Below are 15,397 nucleotides of genomic sequence, written 5' to 3' on the forward strand. Positions count from 1 at the left end.
GTCAATCTAATCGTTAAAAGGTCACGCGGGTCGGGCTGGCGTCGCTGGCTTGGCCAGCCTGCAACTGCTTGATGATGGCCTCCTGCAGACGAAGGCACAGTTGCGGGTCGGACAGCGGCTGGTTGTCGGCATCGGTAATGAAGAACACGTCTTCCACGCGTTCGCCCAGTGTGGCGATCTTGGCGTTCTGCAGCGACAGGTCGAACTCCAGGAAGATCCTGCCGACCCTGGCCAGCAGGCCAGGTCGATCGGGCGCGGTGATCTCCAGGATGGTCACCGGCCGCTGGGCGTCATTGTGGATGGTCACCTGGGGAGCGAAGGTGAAGTGCTTGAGTTGTCGTGGCACCCGACGCTGGATGATGGTCGGGTAGTCCTCAGGGTTGCGCAGGGCTTCGGTCAGGCCATCGCGGATCTGCTTGACCCGCTGCGGGTTGTCGCCGATCGAGCCGCCGTCGTTGTCCAGGACGATATAGGTATCGAGGGTGAACTGGCTGCTGGAGGTGATGATTCGCGCATCGTGAATGTTCAAGTTGAGCTGGGACATCGCGGCTACGGTCACGGCGAAGAAGTCGTGCTGGTCCGGCGCATAGATGAAGATTTGCGTGCCGCCTTCGAACTCGCGCTGGGTGGTTTCCTTGATCAGTACCAGGGGGCCGCCATCGGCTGGCTGCTGGAGGATCGCGTCGCTGTGCCAGGCGACGTCGGCGGCGGTGTGGCGCAGGAAGTAGTCGTCGCCCAACTGAGCCCAGAGCTGCTCCACGTCGTCCGGGTCGGTGCCTTCGCGGACCAGGATATCCAACGCCGCGGTCTGCGTCTGGCGGATCTGCTCCTCGCGGTCCAGCGGGTTTTCCAGGCCCCGGCGCAGGGCGCGCTTGGTCTCGGTGTAGAGCTGGCGCAGCAGGCTGGCGCGCCAGGAGTTCCACAGGCTGGGGTTGGTGGCGTTGATATCGGCCACGGTCAGTACGTAGAGGTAATCCAGGCGCGTCTCGTCGCCCACCAGCAGGGCGAAGTCGTTGATCACCTGCGGGTCCGAGAGGTCCTTGCGCTGGGCGGTGGTGGACATCACCAGGTGCTGCTGCACCAGCCAGACGATCAGTTTGCTGTCCCACGCCGGCAATTGGTGGCGCTTGCAGAACGCCTGGGCATCCACCGCGCCCAGCTCTGAATGGTCGCCCTGGCGTCCCTTGCCGATGTCGTGATACAGGCCGGCGAGGTAGATCAGCTCGGGTTTGGGCAGGCGGCCCATGAGCTTGCTGGCCAGCGGGAATTTCTCCGACACCGGGGTGTACTGGAGTTTGCGCAAGTGCTTGATCAGGTTGAGGGTATGGGCATCGACTGTATAGATGTGGAACAGGTCGTGCTGCATCTGCCCGACGATCAGGCCGAATTCCGGCAGGTAGCGGCCCAGAATGCCGTAGCGGTTCATGCGCCGCAGGTTGCGATGGATGCCGATTTCGCACTTGAACAGCTCGATGAACAGGCTGGTGTTGCGGATATCGTTGCGGAACTTGTCATTGATCAGGTGACGGTGTTCGCGCAACTGGCGCACGGTGTCGGCGCGCACGCCCTTGATCTCCGGGTGCTGTGCCATCAGCACGAAGATCTCCAGCATGGCGAACGGCGTGCGTTTGAACACGTTCGGGTTGACCGCTTCGATGTAGCCATCGTGCAGGCGGAAGCGAGCATTGAGCGGCTGGGTGGTGCCGCTGTCTTCGTCAGCGAGGATGACTTCCTCGAAGTGCTGGATGATGAGGTCGCACAGCTGGCTGATGCTCATCACCACCCGGTAGTACTGCTGCATGAACTGTTCGATGGCCCGCTTGGGGTTCTCGTCGCTGTAACCGAGCAGAGCGGCGACGCTGCGCTGATGGTCGAACAGCAGGCGGTCCTCGGCGCGCCCTGCAAGCATGTGCAGGGCATAGCGCACGCGCCACAGGAACGCCTGGGACGAAGCCAGCAGCTCGTTCTCGCTTTCCAGCAGGAAATCTTCGCCGGCCAGGGCATGAAGGTTCAGGGTGCCGTACTGGCGGCGGGCCACCCAGAGGACGGTCTGGATGTCGCGCAGACCGCCCGGAGAGCCTTTGACGTTGGGCTCGAGGTTGTATTCGGTGTCGTTGTACTTGTGGTGACGGGCCTTGAGTTCGGCGCGCTTGGCCAGGAAGAACTCCTTGCTCGGCCACATGTGCTCGGTGCTGGTTACATCCAGCATGCGCTGGCGCAGGGCTTCAGGGCCGGCGATGGTGCGGCTTTCCATCAGGTTGGTGATGACCGTCAGGTCGGCGCGGGCCTGTTCGGCGCATTCATCGACCGTCCGTACGCTCTGGCCGACCTCCAACCCGATGTCCCAGAGCAGCGTCAGGAAGCGCTCGATGGCGTCGCGGTACTGCTCATGCTCGGCGCTGTCGAGCAGGATCAGCAGGTCGATGTCCGACCAGGGGTGCAGCTCGCCACGGCCGTAGCCGCCGACGGCCACCAGGGCGATGCCGGCCTGGTCGCGCCAGTCGAACTGGTTCCAGGCCTGTTGCAGGATATTGTCGACGAACCAGGCGCGCGCCTCGATGAGAGGGCGGATCTCGCAGCCTTCCCGAAAGCGCCGGTCGAGCACCGTGCCCGCCTGGCGGATGGCCTTCTTGAAGGCAGCGATGGGGCTAGCCTTGAGGGCCAGTTCCGCCTGGAACTGGCCGCGGTCGAACAGCTCGGGATCCACCTGGGTCATCGAGTCGCGTTCCTGTGTGATTGGCCCCGTCAGGCCGAGGTGCGCGGGAGGGTGTCGTCCTTGCGCAGGGTGAAGATCTCGTAGCCGGTAGCGGTCACCAGAATGGTGTGTTCCCACTGTGCCGAGAGCTTGCGGTCCTTGGTGATGGCGGTCCAGCCGTCGCCCAGCACCTTGGTGTCGGCCTTGCCCTGGTTGATCATCGGTTCGATGGTGAAGGTCATGCCTTCCTTGAGTTCCATGCCGGTGCCGGCGCGGCCGTAGTGCAGCACTTGCGGCTCTTCATGGAACACCTTGCCGATGCCATGACCGCAGAACTCGCGGACCACGGAGAAGCCATTCTTCTCGGCGTGCTTCTGGATGACCTCGCCGATGTCGCCCAGGCGGCAACCCGGCTTGACCAGCTCGATGGCCTTGTACATGCACTCCTGGGTCACCTTGGACAGACGCTCGGCCCACGGGGCGACGGTGCCGACATGGAACATACGGCTGGTATCGCCGTGGTAGCCATCCTTGATCACGGTGACGTCGATGTTGATGGTGTCACCGTCCTTGAGCGGCTTCTCGTTGGGGATTCCGTGGCAGACGACGTGATTGATCGAGGTGCAGATCGACTTGGGGAAGCCTTTGTAGTTGAGCGGTGCCGGAATGGCCTGCTGGACATTGACGATGTAGTCGTGGCAGATGCGGTCCAGTTCTTCGGTGGTGACACCGGGCTTGACGTGTTCCTCGATCATCTCGAGGACTTCGGCGGCCAGGCGGCCGGCGATGCGCATCTTCTCGATGTCTTCTGCGGTCTTGATGGTGACGGTCATTACGGGCTCTCTACGGCGCCGCGAGGGCGCGAACAAACGGGAAAGGCCATATTCTATCAGAGGGTGGCTTCAAACCTAGCATTGAGCTGCAAGCTGCAGCCGTCTGCATGCGATTTGCTTTTGCTTGTCGCTTGTCGATTCGAACTGTTCTGACTGGGTTCCGTTCGCTCGCGGTCTGTGGTATAAAATGCGCCGCTTTCGGGGGAGGTCCTCCGGAAGCTCAAACCCACACACGTGTCGACACGATGGCCTGGGTGCTCCGAGTCCGATGGGCTCGTGGGTTGGCCATTGGGATACGTGGAGGCCCAACCCGACTTATCAAGGAACTATCATGTCCCAAGTCAACATGCGCGATATGCTGAAGGCCGGTGTGCACTTCGGCCACCAGACCCGTTACTGGAACCCGAAAATGGGCAAGTTCATTTTCGGCGCGCGTAACAAGATTCACATCATCAACCTGGAAAAAACCCTGCCGATGTTCAACGACGCTCTGTCGTTCGTAGAGCGCCTGGCCCAGGGCAAGAACAAGATCCTGTTCGTCGGCACCAAGCGTTCCGCTGGCAAGATCGTCGCCGAGCAAGCTGCTCGTTGCGGTTCGCCATACGTTGACCACCGCTGGTTGGGCGGCATGCTGACCAACTACAAGACCATCCGCGCTTCGATCAAGCGTCTGCGCGACCTGGAAACCCAGGCCGAAGACGGCACTTTCGCCAAGCTGACCAAGAAAGAAGCCCTGATGCGTTCCCGCGACCTGGAAAAGCTGGATCGCAGCCTGGGCGGCATCAAGGACATGGGCGGTCTGCCTGACGCACTGTTCGTCATCGACGTTGATCACGAGCGCATCGCGATCACCGAAGCCAACAAGCTGGGCATCCCGGTCATCGGCGTTGTCGATACCAACAGCAGCCCTGAAGGTGTTGATTACATCATCCCAGGTAACGATGACGCCATCCGCGCCATCGAGCTGTACATGACTTCGATGGCTGACGCCGTCATCCGTGGCCGCAACAACGTTGCTGGCGGCACCGAAGTCTACGCTGAAGAAGCGGCGGCACCAGCTGCCGAGTAATTGACGCCTGCGTCTACTTGGCACGCAAAAAGGGGGCTTGGCCCCCTTTTTGCCACCTGAAATCCTCCTGTCAGCATCCCGTCGCATCCTGTAGTGCGCTGACATCAAGACAGTGGATTTCCAGAATTGAACGCCCGTGATGAGCGGGTGGAATGGTTGAAAAACTTTCCAAGAGGATTTTGAAATGGCAGCAATTACTGCAGCGCTGGTAAAAGAACTGCGTGAGCGTACTGGCGAAGGCATGATGGATTGCAAGAAGGCCCTGGAAAAGGCCGGCGGCGACATCGAGAAAGCCATTGATGACATGCGCGCTTCGGGCGCCATCAAGGCTGCCAAGAAGGCTGGTAACGTTGCCGCTGAAGGCGCTATCGCCGTCAAGACCGACGGCAAATCCGCCGTCCTGCTGGAAGTGAACTCGCAGACCGACTTCCTGGCTTTGCAAGACGACTTCAAGAACTTCGTTGCTGAAAGCATCGAAGAAGCCTTCGCCCAGAAGCTGACCGACGCAGCCCCGCTGATCGCCTCGCGCGAAGCCGCTCGTGAAGCCCTGGTCGCCAAGTGCGGCGAGAACGTCAACATCCGTCGCCTGGCGCGCGTTGAAGGTGACGTTGTCGGTGCTTACCTGCACGGCAACAAGATCGGTGCCGCTGTCGTCCTGAAAGGCGGCGACGTCGAGCTGGCCAAGAACATCGCCATGCACGTTGCAGCTTCGAACCCAGAGTTCCTGCTGCCGTCGGAAGTCTCGGCCGAAGCCATCGAGCGCGAGAAGGGCGTCTTCCTGCAGCTGAACGCTGACAAGATCGCTGGCAAGCCAGAAAACATCGTCGAGAACATGATCAAAGGTCGTATCTCGAAGTTCCTGGCCGAAGCCTCGCTGGTCGAGCAGGCGTTCGTCATGAACCCGGAAGTCAAAGTCGGCGAGCTGGCCAAGAAGGCCGGTGCTGAAATCGTTTCCTTCACCTACTTCAAGGTCGGCGAAGGCATCGAGAAGCCTGTCGACAACTTCGCTGAAGAAGTTGCCGCCCAGGTAGCTGCCGCCAAGCAGTAAGACGGACTCGTCTGTCGCCCCAAAGAGGCTGCCCGCTCACGCGCGCAGCCTCTTTGTCAAACCGGAGCCGGGTTTATCCGGCCAGGCTCCGCTGGCGCTGAAGCAGTGCCACGCTACAGTTAGCAGGCTGTTACCCAGCCCGCGCAGAATTTACTTAAGACGCCGCAGGAGAGACTCGCAATGGCCCAGCAGGTGAGTGGTCGCCAACCTCGCTATAAACGCATTTTGCTCAAACTTAGCGGCGAGGCCCTGATGGGCTCGGAAGAATTCGGGATCGACCCGAAAGTACTTGATCGCATGGCCCTGGAAGTCGGTCAGCTGGTCGGTATCGGTGTCCAGGTCGGCCTGGTGATCGGTGGGGGCAACCTGTTCCGCGGCGCAGCGCTCAGCGCAGCCGGCATGGACCGCGTCACCGGTGACCACATGGGGATGCTGGCGACCGTGATGAACGCCCTGGCCATGCGCGACGCGCTGGAGCGCTCGAACATCCCGGCCTTGGTCATGTCCGCCATTTCCATGGTCGGTGTCACCGATCATTACGATCGTCGCAAAGCTATTCGTCACCTCAACTCCGGGGATGTGGTAATTTTCTCCGCCGGTACCGGCAACCCGTTCTTCACCACCGACTCCGCAGCCTGCCTGCGTGCCATCGAAATCGATGCTGATGTGGTGCTGAAGGCGACCAAGGTCGATGGTGTCTACACTGCCGATCCATTCAAGGACCCGCACGCCGAGAAGTTCGATCACCTGACCTACGATGAGGTCCTGGATCGCAAGCTCGGTGTCATGGACCTGACCGCAATCTGCCTGTGCCGCGACCACAAGATGCCATTGCGGGTATTCAACATGAACAAGCCTGGCGCCCTGCTGAACATCGTGGTGGGTGGCGCTGAAGGTACTCTGATCGAGGAAGGCGAAGCATGATCAACGACATCAAGAAAGACGCTCAGGAGCGCATGGGCAAGTCCATCGAGGCCCTGGGCCGCAACCTGGCGGCGATCCGCACCGGTCGCGCCCACCCGAGCATCCTGGATAGCGTCAAGGTGCCGGCCTGGGGTAGCGAGATGCCGCTGAACCAGGTGGCTGCTATCACCGTCGAGGACGCCCGTACCCTGAAGATCGTGGCCCACGACAAGAACCTCAGCGCCGCCATCGAGAAGGCCATCCTGACTTCCGACCTGGGCCTGAACCCGTCGAGCGCTGGCACCACCATTCGTGTGCCGATGCCAGCCCTGACCGAGGAAACCCGTAAGGGTTACACCAAACAGGCCCGTGGCGTTGCCGAAGATGCCAAGGTTTCGGTGCGTAACGTGCGTCGCGATGCCCTGGCCGATCTTAAGAAGCTGGCCAAGGACAAGGAAATCAGCGAAGACGAAGAGCGTCGCGCCGCCGACGAGCTGCAGAAGCTGACCGACAAGTTCATCGCTGAAGTCGACAAGGCTCTGGAAATCAAGGAGAAGGACCTGATGGCCGTTTGAGGCCAGGGGTTTCTCTCATGGAAAAGACCAAGTCAGCGGCATCGCCTTCGGTGCCGCGTCACGTCGCGATCATCATGGATGGCAACAATCGCTGGGCGAAGCGACGCCTGCTGCCCGGCGTCGCCGGGCACAAGGCTGGCGTGGATGCCGTGCGTGCGGTGATCGAAGTCTGTGCCGAGGCCGGGGTCGAGGTGCTGACCTTGTTCGCTTTCTCCAGTGAGAACTGGCAGCGTCCGGCCGATGAAGTCGGTGCGCTGATGGAGCTGTTCTTCACGGCCCTGCGCCGTGAAGCCAAGCGCCTCAACGAGAACAAGATCAGTTTGCGGATCATTGGCGATCGTTCGCGCTTCCATCCTGAGTTGCAGGCTGCAATGCGCGAAGCCGAGGCCCTGACCGCCGGCAATGACCGCTTCATCCTGCAGGTCGCCGCCAACTACGGCGGCCAGTGGGATATCGCCCAGGCTGCGCAGCGCCTGGCGCGTGAAGTCCAGGCGGGCCATCTGCGCCCCGAGGACATCACGCCCGATCTGCTGCAGACGTGCCTGGCCACCGGTGATCTGCCGCTACCCGACTTGTGCATCCGCACCGGGGGCGAGCATCGCATCAGCAACTTCCTGCTGTGGCAGCTGGCTTATGCCGAGCTGTACTTCTCCGACCTGTACTGGCCGGACTTCAAACACGAGGCCATGCGCAACGCCCTGGCCGATTTCGCTTCGCGCCAGCGCCGCTTCGGTAAGACCAGCGAGCAGGTCGAGGCTGGAGCTCGTGCTTAATGCTTAAACAACGCATCATTACCGCGCTGATCCTGCTGCCGATCGCGCTGGGTGGTTTCTTCCTGCTCAACGGTGGGGAGTTCGCCTTGTTCATCGGCCTGGTGGTGACCATTGGCGCCTGGGAGTGGGCGCGGCTGGCAGGGCTGGTGGCCCAACCGCTGCGCCTGGCTTATGCCGCTGTGGTGGCCGGGGCGTTGATGCTGCTCTATCTGATGCCGGATCTCGCACCCTGGGTCTTGGGGGCGTCGGTGATCTGGTGGGCGCTGGCCACCTGGCTGGTCCTTACCTATCCTCGTACCAGCGACTTGTGGGCCAGTGCCGCCTGTCGCCTGCTGATCGGGCTGCTGGTGTTGTTGCCGGCCTGGCAGGGGTTGGTGCTGCTCAAACATTGGCAGCTGGGCAACTGGCTGATCCTGGCGGTGATGGTTCTGGTCTGGGCGGCTGATATCGGGGCCTACTTCGCCGGGCGTGCTTTCGGCAAGCGCAAGCTGGCGCCGCAGGTCAGTCCGGGCAAGAGCTGGGAAGGTGTCTATGGCGGTATGACCGTCAGCCTGCTGATCGCCCTTGCAGTGGGGCTGGTTCGCGACTGGAGCTTCGGGCAAGTACTGCTTGGGCTGCTGGGCGCCGTCGTCGTGGTGATGTCTTCGGTGATCGGTGATCTGACCGAGAGCATGTTCAAGCGCCGCGAAGGCATCAAGGACAGCAGCAACCTGCTGCCGGGGCACGGTGGCGTGCTTGATCGCATCGATAGCCTGACCGCGGCGATCCCCATGTTCGCCGTGCTGCTCTGGGCGGCCGAATGGGGTGTCATGTGAGTCGTCCGCAACGTATCACAGTGCTGGGAGCCACCGGGTCGATCGGTCTCAGCACACTGGATGTCATCGCGCGTCATCCTCAGCGTTACCAGGTATTCGCCCTGAGCGGCTACTCCCGTCTCGATGAGCTGCTAGCTCTTTGTGTGCGGCATCGCCCGGCCTATGCGGTGGTGCCCAGCGCTGATGCTGCTGCGCGCCTGCGTGATGGTCTGAGCGCTGCCGGTTGCCCCACCGAAGTGTTGGAAGGGGAGGCGGGTCTTTGTCAGGTCGCCTGTGCATCTGAAGTGGATGCCGTGATGGCGGCCATCGTCGGCGCTGCGGGCCTGCGCCCGACCCTGGCTGCCGTGGAGGCGGGCAAGAAGGTATTGCTGGCCAACAAGGAAGCGCTGGTGATGTCCGGTGCGCTGTTCATGGATGCGGTGCGGCGCAGCGGCGCCGTGCTATTGCCGATTGACAGCGAGCACAATGCGATCTTTCAGTGCCTGCCGACCGACCATGGACGGGGCCTGGCCCAGGTGGGCGTGCGTCGTATCCTGCTGACCGCCTCGGGCGGGCCGTTCCGCGAAACCCCCGTCGCCGCGCTGGCGGATGTCACTCCCGAGCAGGCCTGCGCCCATCCCAACTGGTCCATGGGGCGCAAGATCTCTGTCGACTCGGCGAGCATGATGAACAAAGGGCTGGAACTCATCGAAGCCTGCTGGTTGTTCGATGCAGCTCCGGCCAAAGTGGAAGTGGTGGTCCATCCACAGAGCGTCATCCACTCCCTGGTGGATTACGTCGATGGTTCGGTGCTTGCCCAGTTGGGCAATCCGGACATGCGTACGCCGATCGCCAATGCCCTGGCTTGGCCTGAACGTATCTATTCCGGTGTCGCGCCGTTGGATCTGTTCGCGATCGCCCGTCTGGACTTCCAGGCCCCCGACGAACAGCGCTTCCCCTGCCTGCGTCTGGCGCGTCAGGCTGCCGAGGCCGGCAACAGTGCCCCTGCTGTGCTCAATGCCGCCAACGAAGTGGCTGTGGAGGCATTTCTCCAGCGGCGTATCCGCTTCCCCGAGATCGCGGGTATGATCGAACAGGTGCTTGACCAGGAACCGGTGGTGGCGCTGCCAACGCTGGATGCGGTATTCGCCGCCGACCAGCGGGCCCGGGAGCTTTCCCGGGAATGGTTGAGGCGCCACGGTTACTGATGCTGGTGGCCTGCATGCTCACGCCTTGCAGGCCGCGAGTTCCAGGGATGGGCTGAACGTCATTCGGAGATGGTTATGACAGCGCTCTACATGATAATCGGCACCCTGGTAGCCCTGGGTGTATTGGTCACTTTCCATGAGTTCGGCCATTTCTGGGTCGCCCGGCGCTGCGGCGTCAAGGTGTTGCGGTTCTCCGTAGGTTTCGGCACGCCGCTGGTGCGATGGCACGACCGCCATGGCACCGAGTTCGTGGTGGCGGCGATTCCCTTGGGTGGTTACGTCAAGATGCTCGATGAGCGTGAGGGAGAGGTACCCCCTGCGCTGCTTGGTCAATCCTTCAACCGCAAGCCGGTTGGCCAGCGCATCGCTATCGTCGCGGCGGGCCCCATCGCCAACTTCCTCCTGGCGATCCTGTTCTTCTGGGTCGTGGCGCTGCTCGGAACCCAGCAAGTCCGTCCGGTCATCGGTGCGGTGGAGTCGGGCAGCCTGGCGGCTTCCGCTGGGCTGGTCGCGGGCCAGGAAGTGGTGTCGATCGACGGCAAGCCGACCAACGGCTGGTCAGCCGTCAATTTGCAGTTGGTGCGCCGCCTTGGTGAGACCGGCACCTTGCGGGTCGGGGTGCGCGATGAGGGCGCTACCCTCGAGCGTCAGCATGAAATCAATCTCGATCACTGGCTCAAGGGCGTCGACGAGCCGGACCCGATCCAGTCCCTTGGCCTGCGCCCCTGGCGTCCAGCCATCCCTCCCGTTCTCGCCGAGATCGACCCCAAGGGGCCTGCGGCTGCGGCCGGGCTCAAGGCCGGCGACACGTTGCTTGCGCTGGACGGAGTTGCCCTGGCGGACTGGCAGCAGGTCGTGGACAGCGTTCGCGCACGTCCCGAGGCCAAGGTGCAGTTGCGCGTCGAGCGTGATGGTGCACAGCTGGAGGTCCCGGTAACCCTTGCGCGGCGCGGGGAAGGGCAGGCCTCTGGGGGGTACCTGGGGGCTGGCGTCAAGGGAGTCGAATGGCCTGCCGAAATGCTGCGCGAAGTGAGCTTCGGGCCGTTGGAGGCGGTGGGCGAGAGCCTCTCTCGCACCTGGAGCATGAGCGTCCTGACCCTTGAATCGCTGAAGAAAATGCTGTTCGGGGAGCTCTCGGTAAAAAACTTGAGCGGACCGATAACCATTGCTAAAGTGGCGGGCGCTTCAGCCCAGTCGGGCGTGGGGGATTTCCTGAATTTCCTGGCCTACCTGAGCATAAGCCTGGGGGTTCTTAACCTGCTGCCCATTCCAGTACTGGATGGGGGGCATTTGCTGTTTTACCTGATCGAGCTGGCGCGCGGTCGTCCGCTCTCGGATCGGGTGCAAGGTTGGGGGGTCCAGATCGGTATCAGTTTGGTCATCGGGGTGATGTTGCTCGCCCTGATCAACGATCTGGGTCGACTATAAAAAGCTTCGCTCAATTGCGAACGAACCTGCCGCCTTATCGCGGCGGGTTGTTTATTGCCAGTTGGAATAAAAGGACTTCATGAAACGTCTGCTGCTAACTGCGGTCCTCTCCGCACTGATGATCGCTGAAGTTCACGCCGAGTCCTTCACCATCTCCGATATTCGCGTCAATGGTCTGCAGCGGGTCTCCGCGGGCAGCGTGTTCGGTGCCTTGCCCTTGAACGTGGGTGACCAGGCCGACGATCGCCGCCTGGTCGAGTCCACGCGCTCCCTGTTCAAGACCGGCTTCTTCCAGGACATCCAGCTGAGCCGCGACGGCAATGTCCTGATCATCAACGTGGTCGAGCGCCCATCGGTTTCGAGCATCGAGATCGAAGGCAACAAGGCGATCAGCACCGAAGACCTGATGAAGGGCCTGAAACAGTCCGGCCTGGCCGAAGGCGAAATCTTCCAGCGCGCCACCCTCGAAGGTGTGCGTAACGAACTGCAGCGCCAGTACGTGGCCCAGGGCCGCTACTCGGCCGAAGTCGACGCTGAAGTGGTACCGCAACCACGCAACCGTGTCGGCCTGAAGATCAAGATCAACGAAGGCACCGTCGCTGCCATCCAGCACATCAACATCGTTGGCAACAATGTCTTCGATGACGAGGAACTGAGCCAGCTGTTCGAGCTCAAGACCACCAACTGGCTGTCCTTCTTCAAGAACGACGACAAGTATGCCCGCGAGAAGCTCTCCGGTGACCTGGAGCGTCTGCGCTCCTACTACCTGGACCGCGGCTACATCAACATGGACATCGCTTCCACCCAGGTGTCCATCACCCCGGACAAGAAGCACGTCTACATCACCGTCAACATCAACGAAGGCGAGAAGTACACCGTACGCGACGTGAAGCTCTCCGGTGACCTCAAGGTGCCGGAAGACCAGGTCAAGTCGCTGTTGCTGGTGCAGCCAGGCCAGGTGTTCTCGCGCAAGGTGATGACCACCACCTCCGACCTGATCACCCGTCGTCTGGGTAACGAAGGCTACACCTTCGCCAACGTCAACGGCGTGCCGCAGCCGCACGACGAAGACCATACCGTCGACATCATGTTCGTGGTCGATCCGGGCAAGCGTGCCTACGTCAACCGTATCAACTACCGCGGCAACACCAAGACCGAAGACGAAGTGCTGCGTCGCGAAATGCGCCAGATGGAAGGCGGCTGGGCCTCGACCTACCTGATCGACCAGTCCAAGACCCGTCTGGAGCGCCTGGGCTTCTTCAAGGAAGTTAACGTCGAGACCCCGCCGGTGCCGGGCACCGACGACCAGGTCGACGTCAACTACAGCGTTGAAGAGCAGGCCTCCGGCTCGATCACCGCCAGCGTCGGTTTCGCCCAGAGCGCAGGCCTGATCCTGGGTGGTTCGATCAGCCAGAGCAACTTCCTGGGTACCGGTAACAAGGTTTCCGTTGGTCTGACCCGTTCGGAATACCAGACCCGCTACAACTTCGGCTTCGTAGACCCCTACTGGACCGCCGACGGCGTCAGCCTGGGTTACAACGCCTTCTACCGCAGCACCGACTATGACGACCTCGATGTCGACGTGGCCAGCTATGCGGTGGACAGCCTGGGCGCTGGCGTCAGCGTCGGTTACCCGATCAGCGAAACCTCGCGCCTGACCTTCGGCCTGAACGTACAGCAGGACAAGATCAAGACCGGCAAGTACACCGTCGACGAGATCTTCGACTTCCTGGATAAGGAAGGCGATGACAGCTTCCTGAACTTCAAGGCTTCGGCGGGCTGGTCGGAATCGACCCTCAACAAGGGCGTGCTGGCGACCCGTGGTCACTCCCAGAGCCTGAGCGCCGAGGTAACCACTCCAGGCAGCGACCTGTCGTTCTTCAAGATCGACTACCGCGGCCAGCTGTTCAAGCCAATCACCAACGACTACACCCTGCGCTTGCACACCGAATTGGGCTATGGTGATGGTTTCGGCTCCACCGACGGCCTGCCGTTCTACGAGAACTACTTCGCGGGTGGCTTCAACTCGGTGCGTGGCTTCAAGGACAGCAGTCTGGGTCCCCGCAGTACGCCGAGCCAGGGCACCAAGCCGGGCACCATCAAGGACCCGGACCAGGATCCGCTGCCATTCGGTGGTAACGTCCTTGTCCAGGGCGGTGCCGAGTTGCTGTTCCCGCTGCCGTTCGTCAAAGACCAGCGCTCCCTGCGTACTTCCGTGTTCTGGGACGTGGGTAACGTGTTCGACACCAATTGCGGCAACAAGCCTGATTGCGAAAAGGTCGGTTTCTCGGGCATGGCAAGCTCTGTCGGTCTGGGCGTCACCTGGATCACTGCGCTGGGTCCGCTGAGCTTCAGCCTGGCGATGCCGGTGAAGAAGCCGGACGACGCCGATACCCAGGTGTTCCAATTCTCTCTGGGCCAGACCTTCTAAGGTCGGCCCTTGCTTAACGACAACGGTTTATCCAGGAGTGCATCGTGCGTAAGTTGACCCAACTGGCCGTGATGGCCGCGGCGCTGGTCGCCACCCCGGCTTTCGCCGAAATGAAGGTCGCCGTGCTGAACTATCAGATGGCGCTGCTCGAATCCGACGCGGCCAAGAAGTACGCCGTCGATGCCGAAAAGAAGTTCGGTCCACAACTGACCAAGCTCAAGAACCTGGAAAGCAGTGCCAAAGGCATCCAGGACCGCCTGATCAAGGGTGGCGACAAGATGCAGCAGCAGGAGCGTGAGCGCCTGGAGCTCGAGTTCAAGCAAAAGGCCCGCGACTTCCAGTTCCAGTCCAAGGAGCTGAACGAAGCCAAGGCCGTTGCTGACCGTGACATGCTCAAGCAGCTCAAGCCCAAGCTGGATGGTGCTGTCGAGGAAGTGATCAAGAAAGGTGGCTATGACCTGGTGCTCGAGCGCGGCGCGGTAATCGATGTCAAGCCGCAGTACGACATCACCCGCCAGGTCATCGAGCGCATGAACCAAGCCCGTTGATATGACCGTGACCATGACGCTCGGCCAATTGGCCGAGGCCCTCGGGGCGCAGCTCAAAGGCCCAGAGGCGCTGCAAATCACCGGATTGGCCACCTTGCAGGAGGCCACCGCCGGGCAGTTGAGCTTCCTTGCCAACAAGCAGTACCGCAAGTACCTGGACGATTCCCAGGCAGGCGCGGTGTTGCTCAAGGCCGAGGACGCCGAAGGCTTCGCCGGCAACGCACTGATCGTGGCGGACCCATACCTTGCGTATGCCCGCATTTCGCACCTGTTCGATCCAAAGCCCAAGGCTGTGGCGGGAATTCATCCCAGCGCCGTGGTACATGAGGATGCACAGGTCGATGCCAGCGCCAGCATTGGCCCGTTCGCCGTGATCGAAAGCGGCGCGCGGATCGGCGCGAACGTGACGGTCGGCGCCCATTGTTTTATTGGCGCACGTTGCGTGATCGGTGAGGGTGGTTGGCTCGCTCCGCGGGTCACGCTGTACCACGACGTGACCATCGGCAAGCGGGTGGTGATCCAGTCCGGTGCCGTGATCGGTGGGGAAGGCTTTGGCTTTGCCAACGAGAAGGGCGTCTGGCAGAAGATCGCCCAGATCGGCGGTGTGACGCTGGGTGACGACGTTGAGATCGGTGTGAACACCGCCGTTGACCGCGGTGCACTGTCGGACACTCGTATCGGCAATGGCGTCAAGCTCGACAACCAGATCCAGATCGCCCACAACGTGCAGGTCGGTGACCACACGGCAATGGCGGCCTGTGTCGGGATCTCCGGCAGCACGCGCATCGGCAAGCATTGCATGATCGCCGGTGGCGTCGGCATGGTGGGTCACATCGATGTCTGCGACAACGTATTCGTTTCCGGTATGACCATGGTCACCCGTTCGATCACCGAGCCGGGCGGCTATTCTTCCGGCACGGCCATGCAGCCTCTGGCCGAATGGCGCAAGAGCGCCGCGCGTATCCGCCAGTTGGATGAAATGTCCAAGCGTCTCCAGCAGTTGGAAAAACGTGTCGATACCGTGACCTCAGGTGGCCAGCCGACATCAGAAGGCTGATACCATTCCCTGAGCAAGAGTGAACAGACGCTAGC

Annotated in this window: 13 protein-coding genes; 11 read left to right on the plus strand and 2 right to left on the minus strand. The window is 61.7% G+C overall.

What is annotated here, in order from left to right:
• Positions 1-13 precede the first annotated feature (13 nt).
• Together J5X93_RS05645 and map are read right to left on the minus strand one after the other, a co-directional pair.
• The gene (locus tag J5X93_RS05645) at positions 14-2,716 is read right to left on the minus strand and encodes a [protein-PII] uridylyltransferase (RefSeq protein WP_043208884.1); all 2,703 of its coding nucleotides are present in this window, start codon (positions 2,714-2,716) and stop codon (positions 14-16) included.
• A gap of 29 nt (positions 2,717-2,745) precedes the next feature.
• A complete protein-coding gene (gene map, locus J5X93_RS05650) occupies positions 2,746-3,528 on the minus strand; it encodes a type I methionyl aminopeptidase (RefSeq protein ID WP_043208882.1) in 783 nt (260 codons plus the stop codon).
• Positions 3,529-3,859: 331 nt separating this feature from the next.
• Here map and rpsB point away from each other — a divergent pair, with 331 nt between their 5' ends.
• The 11 genes from rpsB (at position 3,860) to lpxD (ending at position 15,362) form a co-directional block, all read left to right on the plus strand.
• Positions 3,860-4,597, plus strand: coding sequence for a 30S ribosomal protein S2 (gene rpsB / locus J5X93_RS05655; RefSeq protein ID WP_043208878.1), 738 nt, complete (start codon positions 3,860-3,862; stop codon positions 4,595-4,597).
• A gap of 184 nt (positions 4,598-4,781) precedes the next feature.
• The gene (tsf, locus tag J5X93_RS05660; protein ID WP_043208875.1) at positions 4,782-5,645 is read left to right on the plus strand and encodes a translation elongation factor Ts; all 864 of its coding nucleotides are present in this window, start codon (positions 4,782-4,784) and stop codon (positions 5,643-5,645) included.
• 180 nt (positions 5,646-5,825) lie between these two features.
• Complete coding sequence (gene pyrH, locus J5X93_RS05665) at positions 5,826-6,569, plus strand: UMP kinase (protein WP_043208871.1); 744 nt, start codon at positions 5,826-5,828, stop codon at positions 6,567-6,569.
• A complete protein-coding gene (gene frr, locus J5X93_RS05670; RefSeq protein ID WP_043208868.1) occupies positions 6,566-7,123 on the plus strand; it encodes a ribosome recycling factor in 558 nt (185 codons plus the stop codon). The genes pyrH and frr overlap by 4 nt, the downstream gene beginning before the upstream one ends.
• Before the next feature lie 17 nt (positions 7,124-7,140).
• Positions 7,141-7,896: a polyprenyl diphosphate synthase gene (uppS, locus tag J5X93_RS05675; RefSeq protein WP_043208866.1), complete on the plus strand. Its 756-nt coding sequence runs from the start codon at positions 7,141-7,143 to the stop codon at positions 7,894-7,896.
• On the plus strand, positions 7,896-8,711 hold the full coding sequence (locus J5X93_RS05680; protein ID WP_043208863.1) for a phosphatidate cytidylyltransferase: 816 nt from the start codon (positions 7,896-7,898) through the stop codon (positions 8,709-8,711). Before uppS ends, J5X93_RS05680 begins: the two co-directional genes overlap by 1 nt.
• Positions 8,708-9,898, plus strand: a complete 1,191-nt coding sequence (ispC, locus tag J5X93_RS05685) for a 1-deoxy-D-xylulose-5-phosphate reductoisomerase (RefSeq protein ID WP_182941646.1) — start codon at positions 8,708-8,710, stop codon at positions 9,896-9,898. The genes J5X93_RS05680 and ispC overlap by 4 nt, the downstream gene beginning before the upstream one ends.
• A 75-nt stretch (positions 9,899-9,973) precedes the next feature.
• Positions 9,974-11,326 carry an RIP metalloprotease RseP gene (rseP, locus tag J5X93_RS05690; protein ID WP_182941643.1) on the plus strand — a complete coding sequence of 451 codons (1,353 nt, stop codon included), beginning with the start codon at positions 9,974-9,976 and terminating at the stop codon, positions 11,324-11,326.
• Between the two features lie 79 nt (positions 11,327-11,405).
• Entirely contained in the window at positions 11,406-13,757 is a 2,352-nt protein-coding gene (gene bamA, locus J5X93_RS05695; protein WP_043208857.1) for an outer membrane protein assembly factor BamA, read from the plus strand.
• 44 nt (positions 13,758-13,801) lie between these two features.
• Complete coding sequence (locus J5X93_RS05700; RefSeq protein ID WP_043208855.1) at positions 13,802-14,305, plus strand: OmpH/Skp family outer membrane protein; 504 nt, start codon at positions 13,802-13,804, stop codon at positions 14,303-14,305.
• A gap of 1 nt (position 14,306) precedes the next feature.
• Positions 14,307-15,362 (plus strand): UDP-3-O-(3-hydroxymyristoyl)glucosamine N-acyltransferase, encoded by a 1,056-nt coding sequence (gene lpxD, locus J5X93_RS05705; RefSeq protein ID WP_070572366.1) that lies wholly within the window; start codon positions 14,307-14,309, stop codon positions 15,360-15,362.
• Positions 15,363-15,397 lie beyond the last annotated feature (35 nt).

This window comes from Pseudomonas sp. BYT-1 (assembly GCF_023611805.1).
Taxonomy (GTDB): Bacteria; Pseudomonadota; Gammaproteobacteria; order Pseudomonadales; family Pseudomonadaceae; genus Aquipseudomonas; species Aquipseudomonas guariconensis.